General features: G+C 62.6%; 18 protein-coding genes, 1 tRNA gene and 2 pseudogenes. 14 read left to right on the top strand and 7 right to left on the bottom strand.

Annotated features, from left to right (window positions below):
* Window positions 1-234 precede the first annotated feature (234 nt).
* From ACQS5P_RS12255 to ACQS5P_RS12240, 4 genes and pseudogenes are all read left to right on the top strand, one after another.
* Window positions 235-1,254: a hypothetical protein gene (locus tag ACQS5P_RS12255; RefSeq protein ID WP_428936903.1), complete on the top strand. Its 1,020-nt coding sequence runs from the start codon at window positions 235-237 to the stop codon at window positions 1,252-1,254.
* The gene (locus ACQS5P_RS12250; protein ID WP_428936902.1) at window positions 1,188-3,215 is read left to right on the top strand and encodes a hypothetical protein; all 2,028 of its coding nucleotides are present in this window, start codon (window positions 1,188-1,190) and stop codon (window positions 3,213-3,215) included. Before ACQS5P_RS12255 ends, ACQS5P_RS12250 begins: the two co-directional genes overlap by 67 nt.
* Before the next feature lie 113 nt (window positions 3,216-3,328).
* A complete protein-coding gene (locus ACQS5P_RS12245) occupies window positions 3,329-7,726 on the top strand; it encodes an RHS repeat-associated core domain-containing protein (RefSeq protein WP_428936901.1) in 4,398 nt (1,465 codons plus the stop codon).
* A 934-nt stretch (window positions 7,727-8,660) separates the two neighbouring features.
* Window positions 8,661-9,053: pseudogene (locus tag ACQS5P_RS12240) on the top strand (vitamin K epoxide reductase family protein); the annotation flags it as partial.
* A gap of 722 nt (window positions 9,054-9,775) precedes the next feature.
* On the opposite strand, the gene ACQS5P_RS12235 reads toward ACQS5P_RS12240, so the two are convergent.
* From ACQS5P_RS12235 to ACQS5P_RS12220, 4 genes are all read right to left on the bottom strand, one after another.
* Entirely contained in the window at window positions 9,776-10,243 is a 468-nt protein-coding gene (locus ACQS5P_RS12235; protein ID WP_428941021.1) for a helix-turn-helix transcriptional regulator, read from the bottom strand.
* A gap of 177 nt (window positions 10,244-10,420) precedes the next feature.
* Window positions 10,421-10,606, bottom strand: coding sequence for a hypothetical protein (locus ACQS5P_RS12230; protein WP_428936900.1), 186 nt, complete (start codon window positions 10,604-10,606; stop codon window positions 10,421-10,423).
* The gene (locus tag ACQS5P_RS12225) at window positions 10,603-11,229 is read right to left on the bottom strand and encodes a hypothetical protein (protein ID WP_428936899.1); all 627 of its coding nucleotides are present in this window, start codon (window positions 11,227-11,229) and stop codon (window positions 10,603-10,605) included. The genes ACQS5P_RS12230 and ACQS5P_RS12225 overlap by 4 nt, the downstream gene beginning before the upstream one ends.
* Window positions 11,226-11,825, bottom strand: coding sequence for a hypothetical protein (locus tag ACQS5P_RS12220; protein WP_428936898.1), 600 nt, complete (start codon window positions 11,823-11,825; stop codon window positions 11,226-11,228). Before ACQS5P_RS12220 ends, ACQS5P_RS12225 begins: the two co-directional genes overlap by 4 nt.
* Before the next feature lie 441 nt (window positions 11,826-12,266).
* On the opposite strand from ACQS5P_RS12220, the gene ACQS5P_RS12215 reads away from it, so the two are divergent.
* A tRNA-Arg gene (locus tag ACQS5P_RS12215) sits at window positions 12,267-12,323 on the top strand.
* A gap of 54 nt (window positions 12,324-12,377) precedes the next feature.
* On the opposite strand, the gene ACQS5P_RS12210 is transcribed toward ACQS5P_RS12215, so the two are convergent.
* Window positions 12,378-13,694: a DNA recombination protein RmuC gene (locus tag ACQS5P_RS12210; RefSeq protein ID WP_428941020.1), complete on the bottom strand. Its 1,317-nt coding sequence runs from the start codon at window positions 13,692-13,694 to the stop codon at window positions 12,378-12,380.
* An 884-nt stretch (window positions 13,695-14,578) separates the two neighbouring features.
* Here ACQS5P_RS12210 and ACQS5P_RS12205 point away from each other — a divergent pair.
* The 9 genes from ACQS5P_RS12205 to nuoB all read left to right on the top strand — a co-directional run bounded on the left by ACQS5P_RS12205 (window position 14,579) and on the right by nuoB (window position 25,711).
* A complete protein-coding gene (locus tag ACQS5P_RS12205) occupies window positions 14,579-15,193 on the top strand; it encodes a hypothetical protein (RefSeq protein WP_428936897.1) in 615 nt (204 codons plus the stop codon).
* A gap of 322 nt (window positions 15,194-15,515) precedes the next feature.
* Window positions 15,516-16,241, top strand: coding sequence for a PTS sugar transporter subunit IIA (locus ACQS5P_RS12200; RefSeq protein WP_428936896.1), 726 nt, complete (start codon window positions 15,516-15,518; stop codon window positions 16,239-16,241).
* 400 nt (window positions 16,242-16,641) lie between these two features.
* Window positions 16,642-18,270: a proton-conducting transporter membrane subunit gene (locus tag ACQS5P_RS12195; protein ID WP_428936895.1), complete on the top strand. Its 1,629-nt coding sequence runs from the start codon at window positions 16,642-16,644 to the stop codon at window positions 18,268-18,270.
* A gap of 419 nt (window positions 18,271-18,689) precedes the next feature.
* On the top strand, window positions 18,690-20,291 hold the full coding sequence (locus ACQS5P_RS12190; RefSeq protein ID WP_428936894.1) for a proton-conducting transporter membrane subunit: 1,602 nt from the start codon (window positions 18,690-18,692) through the stop codon (window positions 20,289-20,291).
* Between the two features lie 58 nt (window positions 20,292-20,349).
* Window positions 20,350-21,261, top strand: coding sequence for a respiratory chain complex I subunit 1 family protein (locus ACQS5P_RS12185; RefSeq protein WP_428941019.1), 912 nt, complete (start codon window positions 20,350-20,352; stop codon window positions 21,259-21,261).
* A gap of 4 nt (window positions 21,262-21,265) precedes the next feature.
* Entirely contained in the window at window positions 21,266-21,907 is a 642-nt protein-coding gene (locus ACQS5P_RS12180) for a hydrogenase (protein WP_428936893.1), read from the top strand.
* Window positions 21,908-21,911: 4 nt separating this feature from the next.
* Window positions 21,912-23,345, top strand: coding sequence for a proton-conducting transporter membrane subunit (locus ACQS5P_RS12175; protein WP_428936892.1), 1,434 nt, complete (start codon window positions 21,912-21,914; stop codon window positions 23,343-23,345).
* A complete protein-coding gene (locus ACQS5P_RS12170) occupies window positions 23,342-24,874 on the top strand; it encodes an NADH-quinone oxidoreductase subunit C (protein WP_428936891.1) in 1,533 nt (510 codons plus the stop codon). Before ACQS5P_RS12175 ends, ACQS5P_RS12170 begins: the two co-directional genes overlap by 4 nt.
* Window positions 24,875-24,901: 27 nt before the next feature.
* Window positions 24,902-25,711: an NADH-quinone oxidoreductase subunit NuoB gene (gene nuoB, locus ACQS5P_RS12165; RefSeq protein WP_428936890.1), complete on the top strand. Its 810-nt coding sequence runs from the start codon at window positions 24,902-24,904 to the stop codon at window positions 25,709-25,711.
* A gap of 56 nt (window positions 25,712-25,767) precedes the next feature.
* Here nuoB and ACQS5P_RS12160 read toward each other — a convergent pair whose 3' ends face one another.
* Together ACQS5P_RS12160 and ACQS5P_RS12155 are read right to left on the bottom strand one after the other, a co-directional pair.
* Complete coding sequence (locus ACQS5P_RS12160; RefSeq protein ID WP_428936889.1) at window positions 25,768-26,169, bottom strand: VOC family protein; 402 nt, start codon at window positions 26,167-26,169, stop codon at window positions 25,768-25,770.
* Between the two features lie 92 nt (window positions 26,170-26,261).
* A pseudogene (locus ACQS5P_RS12155) lies at window positions 26,262-26,736 on the bottom strand (SDR family oxidoreductase); the annotation flags it as partial.
* Window positions 26,737-26,991: the final 255 nt, after the last annotated feature.

Raw genomic sequence — 26,991 nt, 5'->3', positions numbered from 1 at the left:
ACGCATCGCGCCTACGGCACCGGCTCGGGTTCTGTGTGCTAACAGACCCGTAGCAGCCGTTCAGAATCCCTGCCTCTACTGTGCGCCCTGCTAACTGGACCGGACGAACATGCGCCGCACCTCAGCCAGTTTTCGTGCGCGCCTGCTATCCCATGAACACGCCGGCGAGACCTTCGCCGGCGCCTCATCCGCCCGGTTCGTCTCCACAATCCACCAACTGACACGGAGGTTACCATGTCTCGACGTCGTCGCGCTCGCGCCGCTGCTCGTATCAGGCAGAGTGTCATTGAAGCTCTGGAGAGCCGTACGCTGCTCGCGGGAGGGCAATGGTTCAAGATCAACGGGATATCCAGTTACGTTCGCGGTTCCACCGTCTACACGTATTACGACGGTTCCTTGACCCTGAACAACGTCCCCACCGGCGGCTGGGTTCAGGCTACGAGCCTTCAGGCAGCGATCGAGCAGTATGTGACGGGCACATTTAGAGTAGATCGAAGCGCCGACGGTGCTGGGATTGGCAGCTTCTCCTTCCCCGGTTCCGCCTACAAAGTCAGTGGTTCGTCGATCACGTTGGAGGACATGACGGGCATGACCAGTCCGACACCCGATGACGACTTCGACGACTGGGCCTGGACGGTGGATATACAGAAGTTCGTGGATCCGGGCTGCGGCTGCGACGATAAGCCGCTTGGCGAGGTTCATCCTGGTTACAAATGTCCAGAGAGTCCAAGCTCGGAAGGTCCAGTGAACTACCTTGATGGGTCGCTGACGCACGTCTCTACCGATCTATCGACTGAAGCGTTCGGTTGGGGGTTTGGGCACACCAGGAGGTGGACCAATCGTGGCAGTGTTGGCTACCAGAACGTCAACGGCGCTGGTTTCGTCGTCACCGAGCAACCGCGATTGGTGGCCCACGGCTACGAGAACGACTATTGGACCGGACTTGTACCAGAGGTCGTTCAGGTGGTCCTGAGCGCGTCGACGTCGGCGTGGTTCGACCGCGCTCTCTTCGGGGGAAGTTACGTGCCCCGGTTCTCGCGTGGAGACGCGCTGGTGCAAACAACAGTCACCGACGACAATCAACAGAATCGTTGGGGTGGAAGTACACCGATGCAAAGGGTCGCATCGCGTACTTTTACGACTTTGTCGGCACGTCCGCCGCATTACCAGACCCCCAACGCGGTGCATTGCACAGCCTGGTCGATGAGTACGGGAATGTTATCGACACCACGTACAACGGCAGCGGACAACTGACCGAGATCACGCGCCAGGGCACGTTTGGCGGCACCCAGCACACAGAGTCAATAGCCTATAGCTATGTGGCTAGCGGTGCCAACACGGGCCTTCTGGAGAGCGTGACGCTGCGCCGCAAAGTTGGCGCAGGTTCGTACGCGACAGTGCGCTCGGTCTCTTACTCGTACTACGTAGATGCCGACAGCTACGGGTCCGATGGAGACCTGGAGCTCGCCGAGGTCAAGGACAAGGACGGCAACGTCATCGACGGCAAGTACTACCGCTATTACGAGACGAGCAGACCCGGATACCAGCACGCGCTGAAGTACGTCGTCGAGGACGCGGCGTACAGCCGCCTCAAGGCCAACTACTCGGACCCCGCAACTGCGACGGACGCGCAGGTCGCGGGGTTCGCCAACCTCTACTTCGAGTATGACTCCGAACACCGCGTCACTAAGGAGACCGTCAGCGCGGACGGATGCTCGACCTGTTCCGGAGGCTTCGGAACCTACACCTTCAGCTACACGGACAGCTCGAACTCAGATGGGTACAACAGTTGGAAGCGAAAGACAGTCGAGACCCTGCCCGACAACAACCAGAACATCGTCTACATGAACGCGTACGGCCAGGTGATGCTCAAGGCGTTCAAGGAGACCTCGACGGGCCGCGAGTGGGTCGATTACTACCAGTACGATGCTGATGGCCGATTGACGCTGTACGCGAACCCATCAGCGGTGATCCGCTACTACCACGACTCGCCTGACCTGATCAACGACCCCACCTTGCCGGGCGGCAACGCGGAAGGACTCTTCGACGATCGCGGCCTAATCGAGCTCACCGAGTACTACGAGACAACCTCGGCAGGCGGGGTCGAGGGATGGCTTGAGGCGGAGCAGATCAAGCGAGGCGAAACGGGGAGCGTGGTTACGCTGCGCTCGCAAGATTACGTGCTGCGCGACGGCGACACCGACATCTACGTGCTGGCCAGCCAGACGCGGTACCGGAACACCGACGGCAGTGGCGGCCAGACCACGAGCTACTCGTACAGTTGGTACGGCACCACCACTCAGATGCAATCGATGACGGTCACCCATCCCACCGTCACGCCTGCTCAGAATGGTCCCGACAGTGCCGACGAGGAATCCACTTACTTTGACGTTTACGGGCGCCCAGAGTGGCGCAACGACGCCGACGGGCACATCACCTACACGAAGTACGATCCTGCCTCAGGCGGCGTTATCGAGCAAATCGTGGATGTGGACACGGACCTGACGACCGGCGAGCCATGGTCGAATCCCAACGGTGAGCACCTGGTCACGGCGATGGACGTGGACAGCCTTGGCCGCGTCACGAAGCTCACAGAGCCCGTGACCAGCCGCATTACGTACACCGTGTACAAGGACGCCGATCACGAGGTGCGCATCTACCGAGGCTGGACCGGTTCGACGACGACCGGACCGATCGAAATCAGGCGCGAGTATCGGCCGCCCGCCGGCGCGGCGTCCGGCCAGAGGACGGTGTACACGGAGGTGCTCACGACTTCGGACACTCCGACTTCGCAGTCGGGCATTCCGCTGGGCACGGAATCCATCACGGCATCGAAGATCGGCTCGCTTGAACGGTGGATCACCAACGATGCCGGCCAGGTCACCGAGCACGCGCAGTACTTCAAGTTGCCGATCCCGCTCTACAGTCGCGTCTACGCCAAGTTCGGCACAGCCAGCAACGACAGCAGTACGGGCAACTATCACCTGACGACGATCGACTACGACCAGCGCGGCCGTCAGATGCGCAGGCTAAGCCCAGCCGGCACGATCACACGCACGGTCTTCGATGGCCTGGGGCGCGCTACCAGCAGTTGGGTTGGCACGGATGATACGCCGAGCACTGGTTATTGGTCGCCCACCAACACCGACGGGACAAACCTCGTCATGGTCGCAGAGCGGCAGTACGACTACGACGGGATGGTGACGGCAACCTGACCAAGCTGACGCAGAAACCCGGTGGCTCGGCAGCCGAGCGCGTAGTAACCTACGCGTACGATTGGCGCAACCGCCGCGTCACGACCAAGCTCGGCGATCAAGCGCAGCATCGGGTGAATCTCGTGCCGGGCGGCACGATCGAGCAGAACGACCAGTTCAAGATCACGCTCACCGACGCGCACGGCGACTCCCACACGCTGACGGTCAGCGCCAGCGGCGCCACGCCGACGGTCTCCAGCGTCGTCGCCGACATCACGACCGCGTTCAACAACAGCACGGACCCGCGCTTCGCGGCGATCACCGCGGTGAACCAGTCCACTTACGTGCAGTTGACGGGCGACGGCGTGGGCATCTCGATCCATGCCGAGGTTGCGACGACGGAGTCAGACGGCTCGCCTGCCGACTTGCAGACCTTCACACAGCAGTCCGCGACACCGACAGGGGAGACCTCGACCGTCAACCGGCAGGCAATGTTCCAGACGTACGATAACCTGAATCAAGTCGCCACTGTCGAGGGATTCGACGCGGACAGCTTCGCGATCGACGATGGCTTCAATGATGGTCAGCCTGATGCGCCCCTCAGCAGTTCGAGGCGCGCCAAGACAGCCTACGACTACGACATTCGTGGGCGGCGGTTCGCCACCTATACGTACAGCGTCAACGCCTCGGACGGCCAGCCGTCAAGCTCCAGCCTTGCCACGTACACCTGGTACGACAGGCGTGGGAACGTCATGAAGATCCAGGAGCCGGGCGGGAAGGTGACCAAGAATCTCTACGATGGTGTCGGGCGGCTCTCGAAAACCTACATCACCGACGCGAGCGACGACACTCCCGCCAAGACCTCCGGCACGTGGACCGACGCCGCCAGCGTCTCCGGTGACACCGTGCTGGAGCAGACGGAGTACCAGTACGACGATTCGGGCAACGTGGTCCTGACGACCAGCAAGGCGCGCTTTCACGACGAAACCGCAACGGGCGAACTCGCCAGCCATGGCTCGGCTCCCAAGGCCCGCGTCAGCTACACTGGTTTCACCCACGACGCGGCGAACCGACTGGTGGCGAGCCTCAACGTCGGTGCGGTCGCCGGCAAGGCAACCAGTGCCACATCCAACACACTGACCGACACCACCCGCTCGGAACCGACCGGCAGCTTCGCGGGGTACACGATTGTCATCACTTCAGGCACAGGCTCCGGTCAGCAGCGGCGCGTTATCGCGTACAACGGGACGACCGACACGTTCACAGTAGACTCGAACTGGACAACGACGCCCGACACGACCTCCTACTACGCGCTGCTGCCCAGCGCCGCCGTGACCGGCAAAGCGACGAGTGCCGGCTCCAACACGCTCACCGACAGCAGCCGCACCGAGGCTACCGACTACTTCAAGGACCACTGGATCATCATCACCTCCGGGACCGGTCAGGGCCAGCGGAAGCGGGTGACCGCTTACAACGGCACTACCGACACCTTCACCGTGGATTCCAACTGGACGGTGACGCCCGACACCACGTCTAGCTACGCGCTTCTGCCCGATGGCCTACTGACCAACCACACCTACGACGGCGCCGGTCGCGTGGAGAGCGTGACCGATCCGCGCGGCAAGGTGCGCAAAACGACCTACGACGTGCTAGGCCGGGTCACCAAGACGATCGAGAACTATGTTGACGGCACAGCGTCCAACGCCGACGACCGCATAACTGAGTACACGTACAACGGCAACAGCGACGTGCTGACGATGAAGGCGGTGCTGCCGAGCAGCGCCTTCCAGACGACCCAGTACATTTACGGCCTGTCGCAATCGATCTCGTCCATCACCAATCCGTCCAGCGGCGTGGCCGAAGTCACGACGACGGCCGCCCACGGCTACAAGGTCGGGCAGTCCGTGAGCATCAGCGGCTCGAACGTCAGCGCGTACAACGGCACGTGGACGATCAGCGCCGTGCCGAGCAGCACCACCTTCAGGTTCTCCGTCACCGGCAGCCCCGGCTCGGCGAGCAGCGGCACAGCGCGCCCCGCCGATGACCTGTGGAGCAACGACATCCTCTCGGCCGTCCGCTATCCCGACAAGTCCAGCGGCAGCGCCTCGACCGCCGAGCAGGAGGTCTTCACCTACAACGCGCTCGGCGACCGCAAGACCGCCGCCGACCGCAACGGCAACGTCCACGCCTACGACTACGACGTGCTTGGACGCCTTACCGGCGATTACGTCTCGGCGCTGGGGTCCGGGGTCATCGGAAGCGTCCGCGAGCTGCGCTACACCTACACCGAAGCGGGGCAGCTTCACGAGGCGACGAGCTACGGCGAACGCGTCAACGGCGTGCCCGGCAGCGGCACCATCGCCAACCAGGTCAAGAAAGCGTACAACGGCCTTGGACAGCTTACGACCGAGTGGCAGGAGCACAGCAACGACGTGGACGTGCTTCTAAGCGAGCGGGTGCAGTACACGTACTCGGAGATGGCCGGCGGCGCCAATCACAGCCGGCTGACGAAGATCACCTACCCCGTCACTGGCCGCATCGTGCGCTACGAGTACAACAGCGGCGTGGACGCGAACACGAGCCGCGTGAGCTTTTTAGCCGACGATGCCAGCGGCTCGGTCGGCACCCACCTGGAGGAGTACAGCTACATCGGCTGGGGCACGGTCGTGAAACGCAACCACCCAGAGCCGGATACCGCGCTGACGTACATCGACACGGTCAGTGGCGAAGCCGGCGATCAGTATGTCGGTCTTGACCGCTTCGGGCGGATCATCGACCAGCGCTGGGACGACACCGACTCGGCCACCGACACCGACCGCTTCAAGTATGGTTATGATGAGAACGGCAACGTCCTGTACAAGGACAACATGCTGACCGATTCGCTCTCCGGTGCGAGCGACTTGGACGAGTTGTACCACGCCGATGGTGCCACCGCCGGATACGATGGCCTCAACCGCTTGACTGACTTCCAGCGCGGCGAGCTGTCGGACCCGAACTCCGACGGCATCCCGGACACCATAACCACCGCCGCGCGAACGCAGGCCTGGACGCTGGACGCGCTGGGCAACTGGTCCACGATCAGCACCGACGGCACGCCCGCCAGCCGCACGCACAACCGCCAGAACCAGATCACCAACACCGGCTTCGTCCACGACAACAACGGCAACCTCAAGCAATCCAGCACCGACTCTAACCCGCCCGAGTGGCGCTACGACGCCTGGAACCGGATGGTCGAGTACAAGACCCGAGGCAGCGGCATCAACGCCACGATCTACAATTATCCATTCGACGCGCTGCATCGGCGGGTCAAGCAGGACCAGGTGCAGATCGGTGGCAGCCCCTACAACCAGGACAAGACGGAGCTATACTACTCGGATCGCTGGCAGGTGATCGCCGAGACGCAGGTGCAGGAGCCCTCGGAGCAGAGCCAGCCCAGCCGCCGCTACGAGAGGACGTACGTGTGGACGCCCGGATACATTGACGAGATGGTCGAGCGGGACGAGCACGCGACGATCGTGGACCCCGGCCAGGGGACCAGCGAGACGGACACGCGGCTGTACGCCCAGCAGGACGCCAACTTCAACGTCACCAGCGTTACCGACACTTCCGGTGCGGTGCAGGAGCGGTACCTGTACGACCCGTACGGGTTGGCGAGCTACTTCAACGCGAGCTGGAGCGCTCTTGGTGGCAGCGGGGTGAACTGGGTCTACCTCCACCAGGGCGGGCGGTACGACGCGATCAGCGGCCTGTACCATTTCCGCAACCGCGACTACAACCCGACGCTCGGGAGGTGGATGCAGCAGGATCCGGCCGGATACTTCGATGGGGCAAATCGATATCAGTACGAGTTAGGCGCAGCAGTTGCCCATCTTGATCCGCTCGGCCTGACCGTTGATCTCGTCGATTATGATGAAAGCATAGCGTTCAACGTGACAACCAAGACCGAGGTGATCGATACGTCTTGGGAGTTTTTCGCTGATCTGACGTATAGTCTCGGCGTCACCTTCGAGGACGCGAACCAAGAGGCACACACCGCTAAGTTCTTTGCTCGGGCAGAGGGAGGTCCCCAAACGCCCATAGGCAATATTTCCATCGGGGCCGAATATGAAGGATCATGGCAACAGTGGAAGGCAGAAATCACGTCTCTGGCAGAGGGCTTCAGCGTTTCCTATCTCTTAGAGCGAAAAGTGAACACGTTGGTAGAACGCACGACATTCTCACGGCTCGAGTTCTGGGTGTGGGAAAGCGATACTGCCGACGAGATCGATTTCATTCCAACAATGCCAGATACAGTCAGCGCCAAATTGATTTACCAAATGAGTAGAAAGCTTGAGAACTGCAAAATCCGCACGACGCAGCACGTACTGCGGAAGTGCTATCGCGACGCAGACGAGAGAAAGGAAAAGACGAACACGTTCAGAGCGTCAGTCAAGGATCAAATCGTGGGCACCGGGAGCAGTGATCAAGTACGACAGGGTGCATTAAATGACTTTGTTCAGAGAGCCAAGGCATGGCTCAACATCAAGGACTAACAACACTACCATCGCGTACGAATCAACCTTCGACAACGCGCGGTGGAGGCGAAAACGCCGCATTTACATCGGTATTGTCGGAGTTGCTCTCTTGGTCGCGATTCTTTCGAGCGCATGGACTCTCTGGCCAATGATGCAGCGCTGGCAGCGAATTCGCACATTCCGGCGTGCCACGGCGCTATCGCCGTCGCCATCGTGGGTCTTGCTGCGCAATCCTGCCGAGGACCTCAGCTTGGCCAAGCGCGAGGGTTGGTCGTTCCGTCGGCTAAGGAACCAACGAGACATCGTAGTTCAATTTCATCCGGAAGCCGATCGGCTGATCCGGGAGGCATTGCCGGACTGGAGTGACGAATTCGCGGTGCTGATGATCGAGCCATCAGAGAACGCAACGTGTTTCACCGCAATCGTCACGGTCTTGAGGGTGACCAAGACGTCCTTGGGGTGGCTCGTGATGGAGGCTCGCTGTGATAAGGCTGATGGAAGAGTCACCTACCCCCTCACTCTCGGACGAACTACCGGAGTTTTGACTTATCCTCCTTTCTTGGAGGCAGATCGACTCAAGATGCGAGCGGAGCCAACGGACCATGGCCCACGCATCGTCTGGCACGACGGTGCACGCCATTATTTTATGGACATAAATCCAGAAACGAATTTCGCGTTCTTTCATACCCATGGGCAGTGCAGCAAGGCGGTGATTTGGAGAACTGCGGACGGCGCAGAGCACCTAGTGGAAATCGACGCTGAAACAGGCCTGCCTCGTGCAAATGTGGCGGTTCGGTCACCCGGGCACTGAGGAAATACGTGTACCTGATATCTCTTCTGTCGCGCAGAATAAGTTACGAGGAGTCAAAGTTCAGTTCACCTGCAACATGCCGCCCTGCACTCCGTTTTGACCGTGGCATCGCTGATTCGGGTGGCGCAAGGCTTAGGAATCATGGTGCCACAATCGCAAATTCCGACACTCATGATTGTCTCCTCGGTAGCATCCGCATTGGCGGCCTGGATGACCCTGCACACTGCCGGCCCGGCCAAGCTTCCTGGTTGCCGCGAGCATTCCGGATGTGCAGCGCTGGCCTCAAGCCGATGGTCTCAGTGGACCGTCATCCCTGTCGCGGCACTGGCCGCGGGTGCATATCTGCTGCTCGCGCTAGCTCTGCTGGCGAGGTATGCCGGTGTGCACAATCCCCCCTCCAAGCTCCTGGACCAGACGATTTGGACCATCAGCTTTATGACGGCGGGCGCTGCGGTCTGGTTCCTGTTCCTGCAACTCGCCATCGTGCGGCGATGGTGCCTGTACTGCAACGCCATTCATCTGTCGGGTCTGGTTATCGTTGCCCTCTTGATGCAGATTGCTGACAACGGTCGCGCGCTCCGCGGCGCCGAAGCGTTGACGAGTACGCCGGGAGTCGTCGCTGGAGCCGGCTTGCTTCTGCTGATAGGCGGTCAGATCCTCTGGAAGCCAAAGACCTACGCCGTCATTCGCGCAAGTCCGTCTGCTCGGCCGGACCAGCATCCGGTAGGCCCCAAGTCAACCGCGAAGGCAGAGGCAGGAGCTGCGCCGGAGCGTTCAAGCAAGCCAACCGATCCAAGCTGCTCTCAATCAGCACAGGTGTTTCCTCCATGTATGAGGACCACACCGCTCGTCGGCGGCGCAGTGTCGGTCAGCAGCGCCGATTGCCCGCTCTTCGGCTCACTCGATGCCAAGCACATCGTGGCACTGCTCTTCGATTACACCTGTCCGACATGCCGGGCCGTCCATCACGTCATCAACGAGCTTGTCGAACGGGACCGAACATGGCTGGCAGTTTTGATTCTGCCGGTCCCCCAGCATCCCGCCTGCAACCCCACCGTGACCCGGATGTTCCTCGGGCGAGGACTGGCCTGTCAATATGCGCGCCTCGCGATCAGCGTCTGGCGCGCACGTCCCGACCGCTACGAGGATTTTGAGAGGTACCTGTTCCGCAGCCCCGAGGTGCCGCTGATGGGCTTAGCGATAGAGCATGCTGCCGAACTGGCTGGCGTCACGATCGACCCGTACGCCCCCGATGATCAGGCGGATGGGGTGATTCGCTTTTCGGTCGGTGTATGTCGGTCCGCATCGGTGCAGCAGGTTCCGACTCTCCTGCTTCCCGGCGGGTCTCTGGTGGGGCAGGTGAATTCAGCCGATGAACTGCAACGCGTTCTCAGGCGTCTACTGGACGCGCCGTCTATCGTCTTGAGCGCTGCGCCGACCACTAATCCCGCCCCGCGGCACAGCTTCACGAACACGCTGACCGTGGGCGACCGCGTGCCGCGTTCAAGATAGTTGATGTACTCGCGCGAGACACCCGCCTTCGCCGCAAATTGTGCCTGCGTCAGTCCGGTGCCAGGCGGGCCTGGCGCAGCTCGCGCCGCTTGTACCTCGCGCGCCCAACGGAAGAAGCCGGCATCGGTGCGTCGAGACGTGCGGCCCCTTGGGCCGTTGGCGGCGAACCCAGCCGCAGGTCGCCCAGCAGCCCTTAACGTACGTCCGGACAAAGAGTTGCCTGAGCTTCTTGGCCAGGCGGACCGCCTCGCGCAGATACAGCTCGTCGTGCGGCCGGGTCACTTTCGGCTCCCAGCCGCCTGGGAGCGATTCTGACGCGTCGGACCGTTGACCCCTCCTTCACCCCTCCCCACTCCCTTCGCGTGCGTTGGCGGCCCAGCCAGGGGCATCTATGCCATGGTATAGATGGCCAAGTCCCTGTCGCCCGCCTCGCGCCAGGTCTGCATCAGCTTGGCAGTGAGCTGCAGCGGGTAGAGCTGGCCGGCCTGACGCGGCACCATCGTCGTCCGCGGGTCGATCGGTCCCAGCCAGGTCCGCAGCCACACCGCGGCGATCGACAGTTCCGGCGTGCTCATTGGATCGGCCCCCTGAGCTGGCGATCGACGTAACGCGCGAATGGCCCGATGTCGTGGCGCTGGTGGAGCTGCACCTGGCCGCCATCGCCGCGCGTAGCGTAGTCCAACAGCGGCCCCCCGTTGAAGCGCTCGGCCTCCTCGCTCTCGGCCCGCAATTCCTCCTGAGCCTCGGATACGACCAGGAACGTCACGTCCTGCTCCTCGGTCAGCTCGAAGCGCAGCGTCCACACGCGGCAGTCGCGATGCCAGGCGCTCGTGTCCAGCAACACACGTCCATCGCGGGCGCGGATCACGACGGCACGGCCGGGGGTTATCGACCCGCGGACGATGATGTGAGAGCCGCGGCGGAAGCCCACGCGGTACAGCTCCGCGTCGTCGGGGAAACTTTCGATGCGGAACACGTCCGCCAGCGCCACCAGAGCGGGCGGGAACTCGCCGACCACGTAGGCCTCGTCGTTCACGTGTCCTTTGGGCGCGACGGTCCGCGCATCGTGCTGATCGACGGCGGCCAGGCACATGTCGGCGGCCGAGACGTTCGGGTCGTTGACGACGCGCTGCAGCGCGTCGGCGATCGACTCGGCGGGCGTGCTCAGCGCGCGGGCCAGTGGACTGTGGTTGCTCATGACGAACCTCCTTGGTTTGGGGAATGGTGGAACCCGCGACCCTTCATCAGGCGGATCGCGTCGATAACGGCTTGGGTGTAGCGCAGCGGCTCGGTCGTCAGCATCGCCGGGTCGATCGACGCTTCAATCTCACGGAGCTGGCTGCCGAACAGCATCCCGCCCTTGATGAGAGCGGCGTTGGATCGCAGCAGCGCGCGGCAGCGGTGACAAAACACCTCGGCCTGGGCCTTCTCGCCGGCGCATCGCGGACAGACCCTGGACTCTAGCGAAAGGCGCAGGATCTGGGGCCTGAGCGCCTGCGGATTCAGCGGCAGCCGGCCCAGCGGCAGGATTTGATCGCCCGGCAGGATGAATCGAGGCGCCTTTAAGTGCCTCAGCGCCCGCAGCATCGCGCGGTCGTAGCCTTCGCTTACGCGACGCTGAAGCTCTGCTTTGATCCGGCTGGGCACTCGCCGCAGGCACGAATCGCACAGCGGCTGCCTGGCGGTCTTGGTCCTCCCGCACGCCGGGCAGACCTCGCTGCGCAGGCTTTGCAGCAGCCTCACGGTTGTGAGGCTCTCGGCGATGTCCCGAGGCGGCCGATCTTGCGATCCCATTGGGTTCTCTCCTGAAGGTTTGAAGTTCAGCAGCAGTAGTGATGTGGGCGCGCAAATTGGGGATAACCCGTGACGAGTCGCGCAACTACTATACCACGGTATAGATATGAGCGCCCGGCCACGGTGCGACCTGTGGACAACCTGGCACACGCCTGTCGCGGGCGCGTTGGCTCCTCGGGCCGTTCGCGCCGGGGATGAGGGTCTCAGCCTTTCCGGCTGTCGAACCGGCCCCGCGCCCGCGACAGGATGCGCCAGGGTATACCATGGTATGCACAGAGATTGTCCACAGGGCCGAGTCACTGTTGGGCCTCCCTGTGTTGATCGGCCAGGTAGCGGAGGACTGCGGCGATCTGCTCGGCGGTGGGTGGCGGTTCGGCTTGCTGCGCGCTTGCTGCGCGCGACTCGTCGATGGTGGAATTTACCGGGGGATCTGAGCCATCGAGCGTCGGTTGCGTCGGTCTACGGAACCGAAGGTTGCAGGTTCGAGTCCTGCAAGGTGCGTTGGGCAATGACAGGGATTTGCCGCGAAGTCGTGGTCTGAGGCTGCGGCCATTACAGCTCCTTGCCGTCTTCGGCCTCGCCGTCGTCGTTGGACGCAGTCAGTTTCAGCACCGCCTGAGCCTCAATGGCGGGCAGTTCCTGCACGTTCTTGAGCTTGCGTCCGATGACTCGCGTCCGCCGCTCGGCGTCCTCGATCGTGTTTGACGCCTCCTGCAACTTTTTCTGCACCTTGGCCAGGATCTCTCCGTACTTGCTCCATTCGGTCTTCACCGCAGCCAGCAGGTTCCACACCTCGCTGGAGCGCTTCTGGATGGCCAGGGTACGGAAGCCCATTTGCAGGCTGTTGAGGATCGACCACAAGGTGGTCGGCCCGGCGAACATCACGCGGCACTGGCGTTGTACGTACTCGACCAGCCCCAGGCGGCGAACGACCTCCGCGAACAGTCCCTCGGTGGGCAGAAACAGGATGCCAAAGTCGGTGGTCTTGGGCGGGTTGAGGTACTTTTCGCAGATGTCCCAGGCGCAGCTCTTGATGCGTTCTTCGAGCTGGCGGCCCGCCTGCTCGATGGCCTCGGTGTCGCCGCGTTCCTGGGCGTCCACCAGTCGCTGGTAGTCCTCCATCGGGAACTTGGCGTCGATCGGGAGCCACACGACCTCGTCGCGGTCCTCGCCGCGGCCCGGCAGCTTGATGGCGAACTCGACGCGCTCCCCGCCTTCCTTGGTGCAGACGTTGGTGGCAAACTGTTCGGGGGTAAGGACCTGTTCGAGCATCGCGCCCAACTGCACTTCGCCCCAGGTGCCGCGGGTCTTGACGTTGGCCAGCACCTTCTTCAAGTCGCCCACGCCGCTGGCCAGCACCTGCATCTCGCCCAGCCCCTTGTGCACGGCCTCCAGGCGCTCGCTGACCTGTCGGAAGGATTCGCCCAGCCGCTTTTCCAGCGTCCCCTGCAACTTCTCATCCACCGTGGCCCGCATCTGCTCGAGTTGTTTGGCGTTGTCCTCCTGGATCGCCTTGAGATTTTGCTCGACCGCCAGCTTCAAGCCTTCCAGTTTCTGCTGGTTGGTTTCGATCAGCTTGCCCAGTTGAGCCGAGAAGGCATCCAACTGCCCCCGCTGGTTTTCGGCCATGCCGCTCATCCCCTTCAGGACCGAATCGTTGAAGCCCTTGAGCGTGTTGCCGACCTCCTCGCGGAGCAGTTTGGCGTTGTTGCCGCTGTCGTCCTGGATCTGCTTGAGCCGCTCATCCACCGCCGTTCGCTGCGCGTCCAGCTTTTTCTCGGTGGCCTCGGTCAGCTTGGTCAACTGATCAACCACATTGCCGAGTTGGGTTCGTTGGGCGCTGCCAATCTCGCCGAGCGTCTTGACCATCAGGTCGCCGAAGCTCTTGAGCGAAGCTGTGATCTCCTCTCGCAGCTTCTGTGCCACGCTGGCGCTGTCGGTGCGCATCTGGGCCAGCTCCCTGCCGCTGGCTTGCTGCATCTCTGTGAGTTTGGTTTCGACCGTGCCGCGCATCGAATCCAGCTTCTGCTCGTTGCCCGCCGCCAGCTTGTCCAGCCGCTCGGCGAATACATCCAACTGGGCCTTCTGGAGCTTGCCCATCTCTCCGACGTTGGTGACCAGCGATTCGTTGAATGCCTTGAGCGTCGTGCCGATCTCGTCGCGCAGCGCCTTGGCGCTGGCCATCGAATCCTGCCGGACCAGATCCAGCTTCCTGGCTCCATCCTCCTGAATCAGTTGCAGCCGCTGCTCTACGGTCTGACGCATGCGCTCCAGCTTTTGATCGTTGGACTGGCTCAGCGCCCCAAGCTGCTGATTCAGCGAATCCCCCACCCCCTTGAGCGATCTGGCCATCTCCTCGCGGGATTGTGCCAGCGACGCGGCGATCTCCTGGCGATTCTGCGCGATCTCCTCACGAACGACCCGTTCGCACTTGAGGTAGGAATCCTCCACACCTTTGAACGCCTGCTGAACAGGCAACAGGTCGATCGCCACCTTGCGTCGCAGGATCACGATCTGAAGGATCGCAACCGCGAGCAGCAGGACCAGCAGCGCAACAAGCAGGATGTTCTGCACGGCTTCTTCCCTTTTTTGAGATGAATTTCCCCGGGCATTGTAACCAGGCCAGCGGAGGCGCTCCAGAGAAAAGCACTCGCCGGACGCCTGTGACACGAGAGAGAATCTTTCCGGTGATTTTCCTTGCGTAGCCGTGGTCAGGATGGGTAACGTGCGGTTGCTCATCCAAGGGAGGCACTATGGTCAGGGCGGGAGTAGCGGTCGTGGCGCTGCTTGGGATCTGTTCAGTCACCTCAGCATTTCAGGCCACTCGAGTCGAAGCGACTGTGCAGATCGGCAGCGGCACGGCGTCGAACATGGGCGCTGGAGTGGGATCGGTCTCAGCCTCGCGAACGGAGGTGCTTACCAACAAACCCTTTCAGCCGCCGTTTACTGTCACCGCCAGCTCGCTGGTTGTGGTGACGCCGAACGCGATTCACATTTCCGCCAGCACAGGCGGAGGATTCCCCGGCGTGCTGTGGTATTACCACAGTGCCGCAGGCAGCGTCAGCTTCACGCTGGACGAGCCGACCCTGGCCAGCCTGGACTATACGACCTCCCCACCCAGGTCTGCGGCATTTGTCCTGGGCACGTCCACCGGAGCGGTCTTTGAAGAGTTCACCGATCGACTGCTTGCGCCTGGCACGTACTCGCTGGCGGGCACGATGTTCGGCTATGGCAGTGAAGAACACGGCTCGGTCTCCGGGACGCTGAGTTTTGTCCCCGAGCCCGGAATGGCGGCGATGGTGCTGATTGTGGGCATCGGTTGTCGCGCAGCCGCTGCGCGACGTGATCGACGTTCAGGCTCCAAGTGAAGCTGACAGGGACTACCGACGGCCATCTACTCGGGTCACCCGTATTGTCGCGGCGCCTCAGAGTTGTAAGGTTCGCCACAATCGAGCACGTCAGTTGATGTCGCCGTCATTTGCGCATTCATATCCGCGCGCCCCAACGAGAAACGAACCAGACTGCATGCCATCTCACAGACAGGATAGGACATTCCCTATATTTTCCCAATCCAAGACAACATTGCACTTAATTAGAACAATGTGCACTTGATGTCAGTTTTTTCTGGAATCTGGACTTTATTTGACAATCTGCCGATAATGAACTTTGTTGACAGAAAGGATTGGGTTCGTGAAGCTTACTGTGCGTGACGCCGCCCACCTGCTAAAGGTCACAGAGAAAACAATTTATCGTTGGATCAAGCAGGGTGTGATTCCCGCTTACCAGATCAATGACCAGTACCGGTTCAATCGAGCTGAGCTATTGGAATGGGCGACGTCTCGCAAGATTAACGTCTCACCGGAGATCTTCGCGGAGCCGGAAGGTGGTGAGGCGCCGCCGCCTTCGCTGAGCGAGGCGCTTCGTGAAGGGGGGGTCCATTATCGGGTTGAAGGTGCGGACAAGGCTGCTGTGCTTCGTGCCGCAGTTGAGATGATGAAGCTTCCGGAGGAAGTGGACCGGGAGTTCCTCTACCAGGTACTGTTGGCTCGCGAGGCGCTGGGGTCCACGGGGATTGGTGATGGAATCGCAATCCCGCACGTGCGGAATCCCATCGTGCTGCATCTGTCACGTCCGATGGTGATGCTCTGTTTCCTGGAGCGGCCGGTAGACTTCAACGCGCTGGATGGACAACTGGTAACGGCGCTGTTCATCCTCATCAGCCCCACCGTCCGGGCGCACTTGTATCTGCTGTCGCGGCTGGGGTTCGCACTGCGCGATCCGGGATTCAAGAGCACGGTTCTGCGGCAGGCGTCGCGCGAAGAGATCCTGGAGGCGCTGCGTCGCGTGGAGATTTCGATGGCCAACGCGTCGGCGTCGCGGGGCCAGCCCCAAGCCATACCAGCCACGTCCGATTGATGGAGCAAGTAGGTGCCGGATGTGGTCTTACTGCCTAGTCGGGGCCGTGGGTCTGCTCGCCGCCAGCGGCGTGCCGGGCATCTTGCTGGGGCGGCGCTGCTCGACGGGACAGAAGCTGGCGACGGCGATGTGCGTCGCTGGCTCGGCGCTGGGCCTGACGGCCGCGGTCGCGGCATTGATCGCCCAAGCGGCGGCCAGCTTCCGGCTCCCCGGACCGCTGCCGCAGCTTATGCTGTATTTTCGCCTCGATCCGCTGGGCGCGTTTTTCCTCGTGCCGATCTGCCTGGTTGGAGTGCTGGGCTCGGTCTATGGGATGGGCTACTGGAAACAGGAAGCTCACCCGCGTACCGCAACCAGACTGCAATTCTGTTACGGGCTGCTGCTGGCGTCTCTGACGCTGGTGGTGCTCTCGGCCGACGCGATCGCATTCCTGTTCGCCTGGGAGGTCATGGCGCTGTCGGCCTTCTTTCTGGTCAGCACGGAGGAGCACAGGAACGAGGCGCGTGAGGCGGGCTGGTTATATCTGCTTTCGACGCATGCGGGCACGCTGCTGCTATTTGCGCTTTTCGCGCTGTTGCGCGTGGCCAGCGGGTCGTTTGAGTTGCGCCCAATCGAAGCGGAGCAGGCCGGTCTGGGCATGCGCACTGCGATCTTCCTTGTGGCCCTGGTGGGGTTTGGCTTTAAGGCCGGCATGATGCCCTTTCACTTCTGGCTGCCCAGCGCGCATGCGAACGCCCCGAGCCACATTTCGGCGATTCTCTCCGGCGTGGTGCTGAAGGTCGGAATCTACGGCCTGCTGCGGACGCTGACGCTGCTTCCCACGCCGCCGCTGTCCTGGGGAGCGGTTGTGCTGGCGCTGGGAACGGTCAGCGCGGTCCTCGGAGTGTTGTTTGCCCTCGGGCAGCACGATCTCAAGCGGCTTCTGGCGTATCACAGCATTGAGAACATCGGCATCATTCTGATGGGGCTGGGGCTGGCGCTGATCGGCCAGACACGCGGCAGGGCGGAATGGGTCGTGCTCGGCCTGTCCGGCTGCCTCCTGCACGTCTGGAACCACGCGCTGTTCAAGTCGCTGTTGTTCTTCGCCGCCGGTTCGGTGATTCACCGCCTGCACACTCGCGAGATCGACCACATGGGCGGGCTGGGCAGGCTCATGCCCCGGACCATGCTGCTTTTTCTGGTCGGCGCCGTGGCCATCTGCGGACTGCCGCCCTTGAACGGCTTCGTGAGCGAGCTGTTCATCTATCTCGGACTTTTCCAGACTTTGCATGGCGCATCCGGCGCGGCCCTGGCGGCGCCGGCGCTGGCGCTGGTGGGTGCTCTGGCCGTCGCATGTTTCGTCAAAGCCTTCAGCGCCGTATTCCTCGGCAGTCCCCGATCGCCTGCCATCGATCGAGCACGCGAGGCCACCTGGCCCATGATCGCTCCAATGGCGATCCTGGGCGCGTGCTGCGCGATGATCGGCATCGTGCCCATCCTGGTTGCACGACCGCTGCGGGCAGTGATCGATCAGTGGAGCCGGGGGCTGGGAACTGTGCCGTCGCTCGAGGCGCTTGCCCCTCTCTCGGCACTCACCTGGCTCGCCCTGGTTTTGCTGGGGACCCTTTCTGTTGGGTTCCTGGCGATCCAAGCAGCTTCCCGGCTGGGCCACCAGCGCCGGTCCGTTACCTGGGACTGCGGGTACGCACTGCCGAGCAGTCGCATGCAGTACACCGCATCATCTTTCGCTTCGCTGCTCGTGGAACTGTTCCGCAGTGTGCTTCGCCCGCGCTGGCACGAGCCGAAGATCGTTACACCGTTCCCGTCCGCAACCAGATTCGAAAGTCATGTCGATGACGTCGTTCTCGACGGCATCCTGATCCCGCTCTGGAAGCGTTTTCGATCCTGTCTTGGGTGGCTGCGCGTCCTGCAACACGGCAGCATCCAGACATACATCCTGTACATCCTGATCGCGTTCCTGATGTTGCTATCCCTGACGACGCCCTGGGCACAGATTCTGCGGGCGATTGTCGGCGCGGAAACTCCGTAGCAGGGGCAAGGGTACGAACGCTCTGAGCCCGAGAAAGTTGAACGATGACGACGTGGTTGTTGCTTATTTCCGTATCCCTGATCGCAATCAGCGGTATTCCTGCGCTTCTGCTCGATCGGCGTTCGATGCTCGGCCAATGGATTGCGGCGATTCTGAACGTGGCAGGCTCGGGCTTGGGGGGGGCCGCACTGGTGCTTCATCACCTTCGACCAGGCATGTCGGAAGCACTGAGCATGCCCTGGGCACTGCCCCTGGGGCGGTTCGCGGTGGCGGTAGACGACCTCAGCCTCGTCTTTCTCATCCCCATTTTCCTCATCTCGGCCCTGGGCTCGGTGTATGGCCTGAGCTACTGGCCGCAACGCGAGCATCCCGGCAACGGAACGCGGCTGCGGCTGTGCTGGGGGCTGCTGGCGGCGGGGATGGCGCTGGTCGTGCTGGCGCGAGATGGCGTTCTGTTCCTGATCGCCTGGGAGATCATGGCTCTGGCCGGCTTCTTTCTGGTGTGCACGGAGGAAAGCAAAGCCGAGGTACGCCAGGCAGGTTGGGTCTATCTGGTCGCTACACACCTGGGCACAATCTGCCAGATTGGTTTCTTTGCGCTGCTGCATCGAGCCAGCGGCTCGTTCGACCTGTGGCCATCGTTGCCGGCGGATCTCTCCCCGCACGTGGCGACATCGCTGTTCGTGCTGGGCGCCGTGGGCTTCGGGCTTAAGGCCGGAATCATGCCCCTGCATGTGTGGCTGCCCGGTGCACACGCGAACGCGCCAAGCCATGTCTCTGCGATCCTCTCGGGCGTGTTGCTGAAGACGGGCGTGTATGGGCTGCTGCGAGTCACCGCACTCATGCCACATCCACCCCTGTGGTGGGGCTCTGCGCTGCTCGTCGCCGGCACGCTCTCTGCCGTGGTTGCGATCGCCTTTGCCGCCGCACAGCATGACCTTAAGCGACTGCTCGCCTACAGCAGCATCGAAAATGTGGGCATCGTCATTCTCGGCGTGGGGCTGGCGACGCTCGGTCGCTCGCTGGGGCGGCCCGCCTGGGTCGCGCTGGGTCTGGGAGGCGCGCTGCTGCACATCATCAACCACAGCCTTTTCAAACCCCTGTTGTTCATGGGCGCCGGCGCCGTACTGCACGCCACGCGAACACGCAGGATGGACCTGCTGGGAGGTCTGGGCAGGAATATGCCCAAAGTCTTTGTGCTGTTCCTGATCGGAGCGGTGGCGATTTGCGGACTGCCGCCGCTCAATGGGTTCGTCGGCGAATTCCTGTTGTACATCGGGCTTTTCACGACCGCACTGGAAACGCCCGCAACATGGGGTTGGGTGGCACTGGCCGCGCCGGCACTGGCGGTGGTCGGAGCGATGGCGGTCGCGAGCTTCATCAAGCTCGTATGCACCGTATTCGTCGCAGCTCCAAGAAGCCCGCATGCCGCAGGTGCTCACGACCCAGACTGGAAAATGACGCTGCCCATGTGGGTGATGGCGGCGGGATGCCTGTTGATCGGTGTGTTCCCGCAGGTGACCTTTGGTGCTCTGGACCGGGCGACAGCGAGCTGGGCTCCGCAGATGCCGCAAACGACGGCGATCGCGAACCATCTCGCCCTCGGGTGGCTGACGGCGCTGCCCCTCTTGCTGCTGGCGACGGTGACATCAGCAGCCTTGTGGTTCTGGAGAGGGCGCACCCATCGGGCACAACCACACGCCGGCACCTGGGACTGCGGCTATGCACTCCCGACGCCGCGCATGCAGTATAGCGGTTCGTCTTTCTCCCAGATGATTGTCGAACTGCTCTCGTGGATTGTGTGGCCCGGCCGCAAACCACCGCGCATCGACGGCGTTTTTCCCTCCAGATCGAATTTCGCCAGCAACGTTGGCGACGTCGTGCTCGATCGGGCTCTGTTGCCGGCGTTCAGTGCGACCGCGTGGCTGCTGGGATGGGCAAGGATCATCCAGCGAGGGCCGATTCAGGTGTACCTGCTTTATGTGCTGGGGATCCTGATCATGCTGCTGCTGTTCGCATGAGCAGCGCGTGAGCATCGACTGCCGACGTTCCATTGCCAGATGGAAAACAACGATGACGATCATGAGCAATCTGATTCACCTGATTCTGCTGTTGTCGATGCCGCCGCTGCTGCTCGGCGTCATCAACAAGACCAAGGCGCTTTTTGCCGGGCGCGTCGGGCCGCCTCTGTTGCAGGCTTATTACGACTTGAGCCGGCTGATGCGCAAGGGCATGGTCTTCAGCACGACCACGACCTGGGTATTTCGCGCCGGACCGCTGGTGACGCTGGCGGCGATCCTGCTGGCCGGGCTGCTGGTTCCGCTCGGAGCATCTTCGGCCCCTGTCAGCTTCAGCGGCGATCTTGTCCTGTTCGCGTATCTGTTCGGGCTGGCGCGCTTCTTCACAACCGCGGCGGCAATGGACACAGGCTCGTCGTTCGAGGGCATGGGCGCGGCCCGCGAAGTGACCTTCGCCTGTTTCTCCGAGCCTGCCCTGTTCCTCGCCTTTCTCGTACTCGCCAAGCTCTCCGGAACGCTCAGCCTCACCCCCATGCTCCAGGCGCCGCTTGCACTTCCGCTGATCGGGTTGCCGATCGCACCGCTGGTTCTGGTCGCGGCCGGGCTGTTCATCGTCCTGCTCGCCGAGAACTCGCGCATCCCCATCGATGATCCCAACACCCACCTGGAGCTGACGATGATCCACGAGGTGATGGTCCTGGACCACAGCGGTCCGCTGTTCGGGCTGATCCTCTACGGAGCTGCGGTCAAGTTGTTCATCCTCTCGGCCGTGGTCCTGCACGTGCTCCTGCCTGTCCGGACGGACTGGATGAGCGTGAACTGGATGCTCTTTATCGCGGGGATGCTCGGGATCGCGGTGGCGATCGGCGTGGTCGAGTCGGTGATGGCACGGCTCCAGTTGCGGCACGTGCCCACGCTGCTGGTGGCCGCGTCGCTGCTCTGCGGTTTCGGATTTCTGCTGATGTTGAGGTGATCCTATGGTATCGCTGCTCAACGCGCTGCTGGTGGTGGTTCTTCTGCTCAACCTGTTTGTGCTGGGCTCCAGCCGCATTCGCGCCCTCATCCACGCCGCCGCCCTACAGGGGGTCGTGCTCGCGGCCATGCCGTTGCTGGCCCACGGTCATGTGTCTCCCCTGACCAGCCTGCTGGCCATCGCAACCACCCTGATCAAGGGGTCGTTGATTCCGCAGATGTTGTTCAAGGCCCTCCGCGACGCCCAGATCAAACGCGAGGTCGAGCCGATCATCGGCTTCATCCCCAGCACCCTGCTGGGAGCGCTGGGCACGGCGGCCTCGATCGGCCTGGCGGCCAAACTCCCGCTGGCGCCTGGCCACGCCCAGACGCTGATCGTCCCTGCCGCCCTGGCCACAGTCTTCACTGGTTTCATGCTCCTGATCTCAAGGATCAAGGCCATTACCCAGGCGATCGGCTACCTGATCCTGGAAAACGGGATCTTCATCTTCGGGCTGATGCTCCTGGAGGCCGTCCCGTTCCTGGTGGAGCTTGGCGTGCTGCTCGATCTGTTCGTCGGCGTCTTCGTCACGAGCATCATCATCCACCACATTAACCGCGAGTTCGCATCGCTGGACACGCGACGTTTGTCGGCATTGAAGGAATAGCTTTATGGCTGCTGCTCTGATCATTCTCCCGCTGCTCGCTACCGCGATCGCCGCCGCGACTCGCTCCAACCGCCTGCGGCCTCGCCTGCTTCCACCGGTGGCCGCGGCTCACCTGACTCTGACGGTGCTGACGCTGCTGTACCCGCAGTCAGTGCCGGTCACCCCATGGCTGGCGCTGGACCCCCCGGGACGCATCGTCCTGCTCATCCTGAGCCTGCTGTTTCTGACCTGCTCTGTGTACACCGTGGGCTACCTGCGGTATCGAGCCGAGCTTTCCAATCGGATTCTGTGCGTCGGACTGCTCTTTTTTCTGTCGGCCACCTCGCTGGTGGTGTGCTCGCGGCACCTGGGGCTGATGTGGGTCGCGATCGAGGCGACGACACTGGCCACCGCGCCCCTGATCTACTTCAACCGGACCCCCCGCTCGATCGAAGCGACCTGGAAATATCTGCTGGTAGGATCGGTAGGGATCGCGCTGGCACTGCTCGGATCCTTCTTCCTGGCCTACGCGGCCGTTCACAGCGGGGTGGACTCCTCACTGCTGTTCGACGACCTGCTGCGCGATGCTCGCCTGCTCTCCAAGCCGTGGCTGCACGTGGCGTTCATCCTGCTGCTGGTTGGCTACGGAACGAAGATGGGCCTGGCTCCCATGCACACCTGGAAACCCGACGCCTACGGCGAGGCACCGGGAGTGGTCGGTGCACTTCTGGCGGGCGGGGTGACCAACTGCGCTTTTTTGGCGCTGCTGCGGGTGGACCATATCTGCCGCGCCGCCGGCGAAAGCGCCTACACCGGGCGGCTGCTCATCTTCATGGGCCTGCTCTCGATGGCCTTCGCCGCCGTCTTCATGGTCGGGCAGCGCGACTTCAAGCGGATGCTGGCCTACTCCAGCGTCGAGCACATGGGCATCCTGGTTCTCGGTGTGGGAGTGGGCGGCGGCGCGATGTTCGGCGCGCTGCTGCACATGATCAACAATGGCCTCACGAAGGGGGTGCTGTTCCTCTCGGCCGGAAACATCCACCGCGCCTTCGACGCCAAGACCGTGGACGAGGTCCAGGGGGCCATGCGGCGCCTTCCGCTTTCAGGAACACTGTTCCTGCTGGGGTTCCTTGCCATCACGGGCTCGCCGCCGTTCGGGCCTTTCGTGAGTGAATTCAGCATCCTCAACGGAGCCTTCGCCGCCGGGCGATTCTGGGTCGGCGCGCTGTTTCTGTTCCTCTTGTTGATCATCTTCATGGGAATGGGGCGGACCGTGTTGACAGTCGTGCAGGGCCGGCCTTCCGCCGCCGCACGCCGCAGCACCTACAGGGACGGGCTGCTTACCGGAACGCCAATCCTCGCCTCCTTCGCCGCAGTCCTGCTGCTGGGGGTGTACATTCCTCCGCCGCTGGATGCTCTGCTCCGCGAGGCGGTTCGATTCCTGGAGGTCCGGCCATGAAACATGCAAATCATCTGGCAGAAGTCGGAAACGGTCGCGCGATCAATCGTAACGCGATTCCCGAGCTGCCGGAGGCGGACTTCCGGCAAGCGATCGTGGACGCCGTCGCGGTCGGTCAGCGCATTGCCGCTCTGTTCGGACTCCCGGACCAGCGCAGTCAAGCGGTGCGCCTGTACGTGGTGCTGGCGGACGACCGCGATGCGCGGCTGCGCCTGGCCACTACGTGCGTCGTCGGCGACCGCTTCGAATCGATCACGCCCCACTGCGCGCAGGCACACCTCTTCGAGCGCGAGATTGCCGAGCAGTTCGGGTTGAAGGTGCATGGTCATCCCTGGTTCAAGCCGGTGCGGTATCACGCCTCCTATCGCGCCGGGCATGACGCATGGGATCGACCGGCCGGCCAGGTGCCGCTCATCGGAGTGACCGACTTTTACCGGGTGGAAGGCAACGAGGTCCACGAAGTGGCCGTCGGACCGGTCCATGCAGGCATCATCGAACCCGGGCATTTCCGCTTCCAGTGTCACGGCGAGCAGGTCTTTCACCTGGAGATCTCCCTGGGCTACCAGCACCGCGGCGTCGAGCGGGCGATGGTGGGTGGTCCCAACAAGCGATCCGTCCATTACGCCGAAACGCTCTCGGGCGACTCGACGGTCGCCCATTGCACCGCCTATTGCCAGATCGTCGAGGCCCTGGCCAGGTGCCAGAAGACCGCGCGGGCGCAAACCCTCCGCGGGATCGCGCTGGAACTGGAGCGACTGGCCAACCACGTCGGGGACCTGGGGGCGCTGGCCGCCGACGTCGGATTCCTGCCCACTGCCAGCTACTGCGGGCGAATCCGCGGCGAGTTCCTGAACATGACCGCGCTGCTGTGCGGCAGCCGCTTCGGCAGAGGGATGATCCGCCCGGGCGGCGTCGGATTCGACGTGGACCAGAAACTGGTGGATGAGCTGCTGCGCCGCATAACCGCAGCCAAAGAGGATTGTAAGAATGCCATCGAACTGCTCTGGGACTCGCCGTCGGTGATGGCGCGGTTCGAGGATACTGGCCGGCTTTCAAAGGATCTGGCCGAGGAGCTGGGGCTGGTTGGTCCGGCAGCGCGCGCGTGCGGCCTTTACCGCGATGCCCGGCATGATCACCCTTCGGGGATCTTCCGCTTCGTTCACATTCCCATTGCGGCCTGGACAAGCGGAGACGTCTTTGCGCGAGCCTACGTGCGCTGGCTTGAAGTGCAGCGATCGATCGAGTTCGTCCAGGAGCAGCTTGCCTCGGTGCCCGTTGGATCTATTCGCAATCAGGTCAGGGAACTGGCCCCCGATCAACTGGCCGTCTCGTTGATCGAGGCATGGCGGGGTGAGCTCTGCCACGTCGCCCTCACCGACGCAACCGGCCGCTTCGAACGATACAAAATCGTCGATCCATCGTTCCACAACTGGACCGGACTGGCAATGGCGCTGCGCGGGCAGCAGATCTCCGACTTCCCCCTTTGTAACAAGAGCTTCAACCTGTCCTACTGCGGACATGACCTTTAGTCGTCCCGGCGCAGAAGGGATTTGAACATGCTGAAAGTCATTCTTGCTCGAGTTCACCAGGGCCACCGCACCATGCGCTATCCTGACGGGCCGCCGCCGGAGATGCCGCAGCGGTTTCGCGGCCGGCCCGTGTTCGACGCCTCCAAGTGCCCGGATGATTGCGCCCTGTGCGCCGAAGCGTGTCCCACGCAGGCCATCACGATCAACGGGAAGCTGAAGGTTGATCTGGGCCGATGCCTCTTTTGCACGGACTGTGCACAGGCCTGTCCGAATGGCGCGGTGTCGTACTCGCAGGACTATCGCCTGGCCGTCAGCAGGCGGGAGGATCTGATCGTCGCCGCGGGCGAAGAACTGAAGCTGGCCCGCGCCCTGGATCAAAAGCTTTTGAAGCTGTTCGGGCGGTCGCTGAAGCTGCGGCAGGTATGTGCCGGCGGATGCGGCGCCTGCGAGGCCGACGTGAACGTCTTGAACACCGTGGGCTGGGACCTGGGACGATTCGGCATCCAGTTCGTCGCTTCGCCGCGTCATGCCGATGGGCTGCTGATCACCGGGCCGGTGACGCAGAACATGGCGCTGGCGCTGAGGAAGACGTATGACGCGGTGCCCGACCCCAAAATCGTCATCGCCGTCGGCGCCTGCGCGATCTCGGGCGGGCCTTTTATCGACCACGACGAGGTGCACAACGGCGCTGGGTCGCTGGTTCCCGTGGACCTGTACATTCCAGGATCCCCGCCGCACCCACTCACGATCCTGGATGGATTGCTTCGATTGCTCGACAGGATCGCCGAAAGCAAGGATCGAACGGCATCAGCGGCACCGGCAGATTCGCCACGTTGATGCAGCTCGTGCAACAGTCTACCGGCAATTCCGACGTCCCATGGCGAATCGACTGTCTACGATGCCACGGGGCGCCCGATCTCCCAGTGATGGCCGAAGGGATCGACCACGCGGCCCACGCGCCATCCATGCCCTTCCTGGATCGGATAGACCTGGCGTGCACCTGCTGCGACGGCTCTGGCGAACATCGTATCCGGATCCGAAACAGTCAACAGCAGCTTAACCGATCCGCCGCCCAGCGACTCCGGACTGAAGTTGCCATGCTCAGGCGACTCGTCGCTCAGCCAGAACTCTGCCCCTTCGATGGACAACCGTGACACCACCGATCCTGAGGGGTCCTCAACGTGGTAGACTTCAGCGGCCCCGAACGCCGATTTATAGAACTCCACCGCTCGCGCGCCGTTCCGAACCGACAGCCAGGGAGCGAGCGAAGCCACGATGGGACTCTTCATCGTCATATCATCACCCTCGTCCGCCGACGAACCTCCGGGCTCAGCAGCGGCGCCCCAGCGCCGTCGGCTGCACCACCCGGTCATGGTCAGGCCAGAGCTCATGTCTGAGCCGTGGGGCACACAACGATGTCGCCTACTCTACATCGTCCGGTTGTTCAACTGCAAAGGCAATGGCGCGGGCGATCGCCGCAGGGCTCCTGGCGCAAGGATAGTGCGTACCGCGTTCTTTGTGCCAGCAAAGACGGCTGGATTGGGCACGACCTCCGGCCCGGCTGTCGAAACCACAGCAACAAGGCGACCAAAACCATGGTCGCGAAAAAACAGGTAAAGCGGCCGCGATTCCGTACAGAAGGCCCTTCAGATTGACATCGGTCATCTCCTCCCAATCACCCACGCACAGATCGTCGAGAGGAGCTATAGGGCCGAGGCCGGCATTGCTTACAAGGACATCGAGCTTGGCAAAGCGGCGCGGGCCAGAGCAACAAGACCCTTCGGGTCATCGCATTTCCTCACGTCAGTCGCCGCGTATGCAGATACGCCACCCGCCATGGCGATACGGTTTGACAACGCCTCTCCGGTTGCCGCTGAGCAAGGAATAAACAGACAGCGCCGCGGCGTAAGTCGGCGCCAACGTGCGTCGCACGGTGTGCGTGGAGGTTGCCGGCATCGTGTTGGCAGCAGTGGAGAGTATGCGGTTGCCCACCAACTGGAGTCAATCATTATGCGACTGCGGCGGCTGCGGCTGCGCGGCGATGTCCTGTGGTCGCACGGATCAACACAAAAGCGGTCGCACGATCCGACCGCGACGTGCTCGACGCCGCCGCCGAA

It is taken from the genome of Fontivita pretiosa, assembly GCF_050410795.1.
Classification (GTDB): domain Bacteria; phylum Planctomycetota; class Phycisphaerae; order Tepidisphaerales; family Tepidisphaeraceae; genus Fontivita; species Fontivita pretiosa.
The sequence above is the reverse complement of the archived record's forward strand: the minus strand, read 5'-3'. Positions and strand labels throughout refer to the sequence as shown.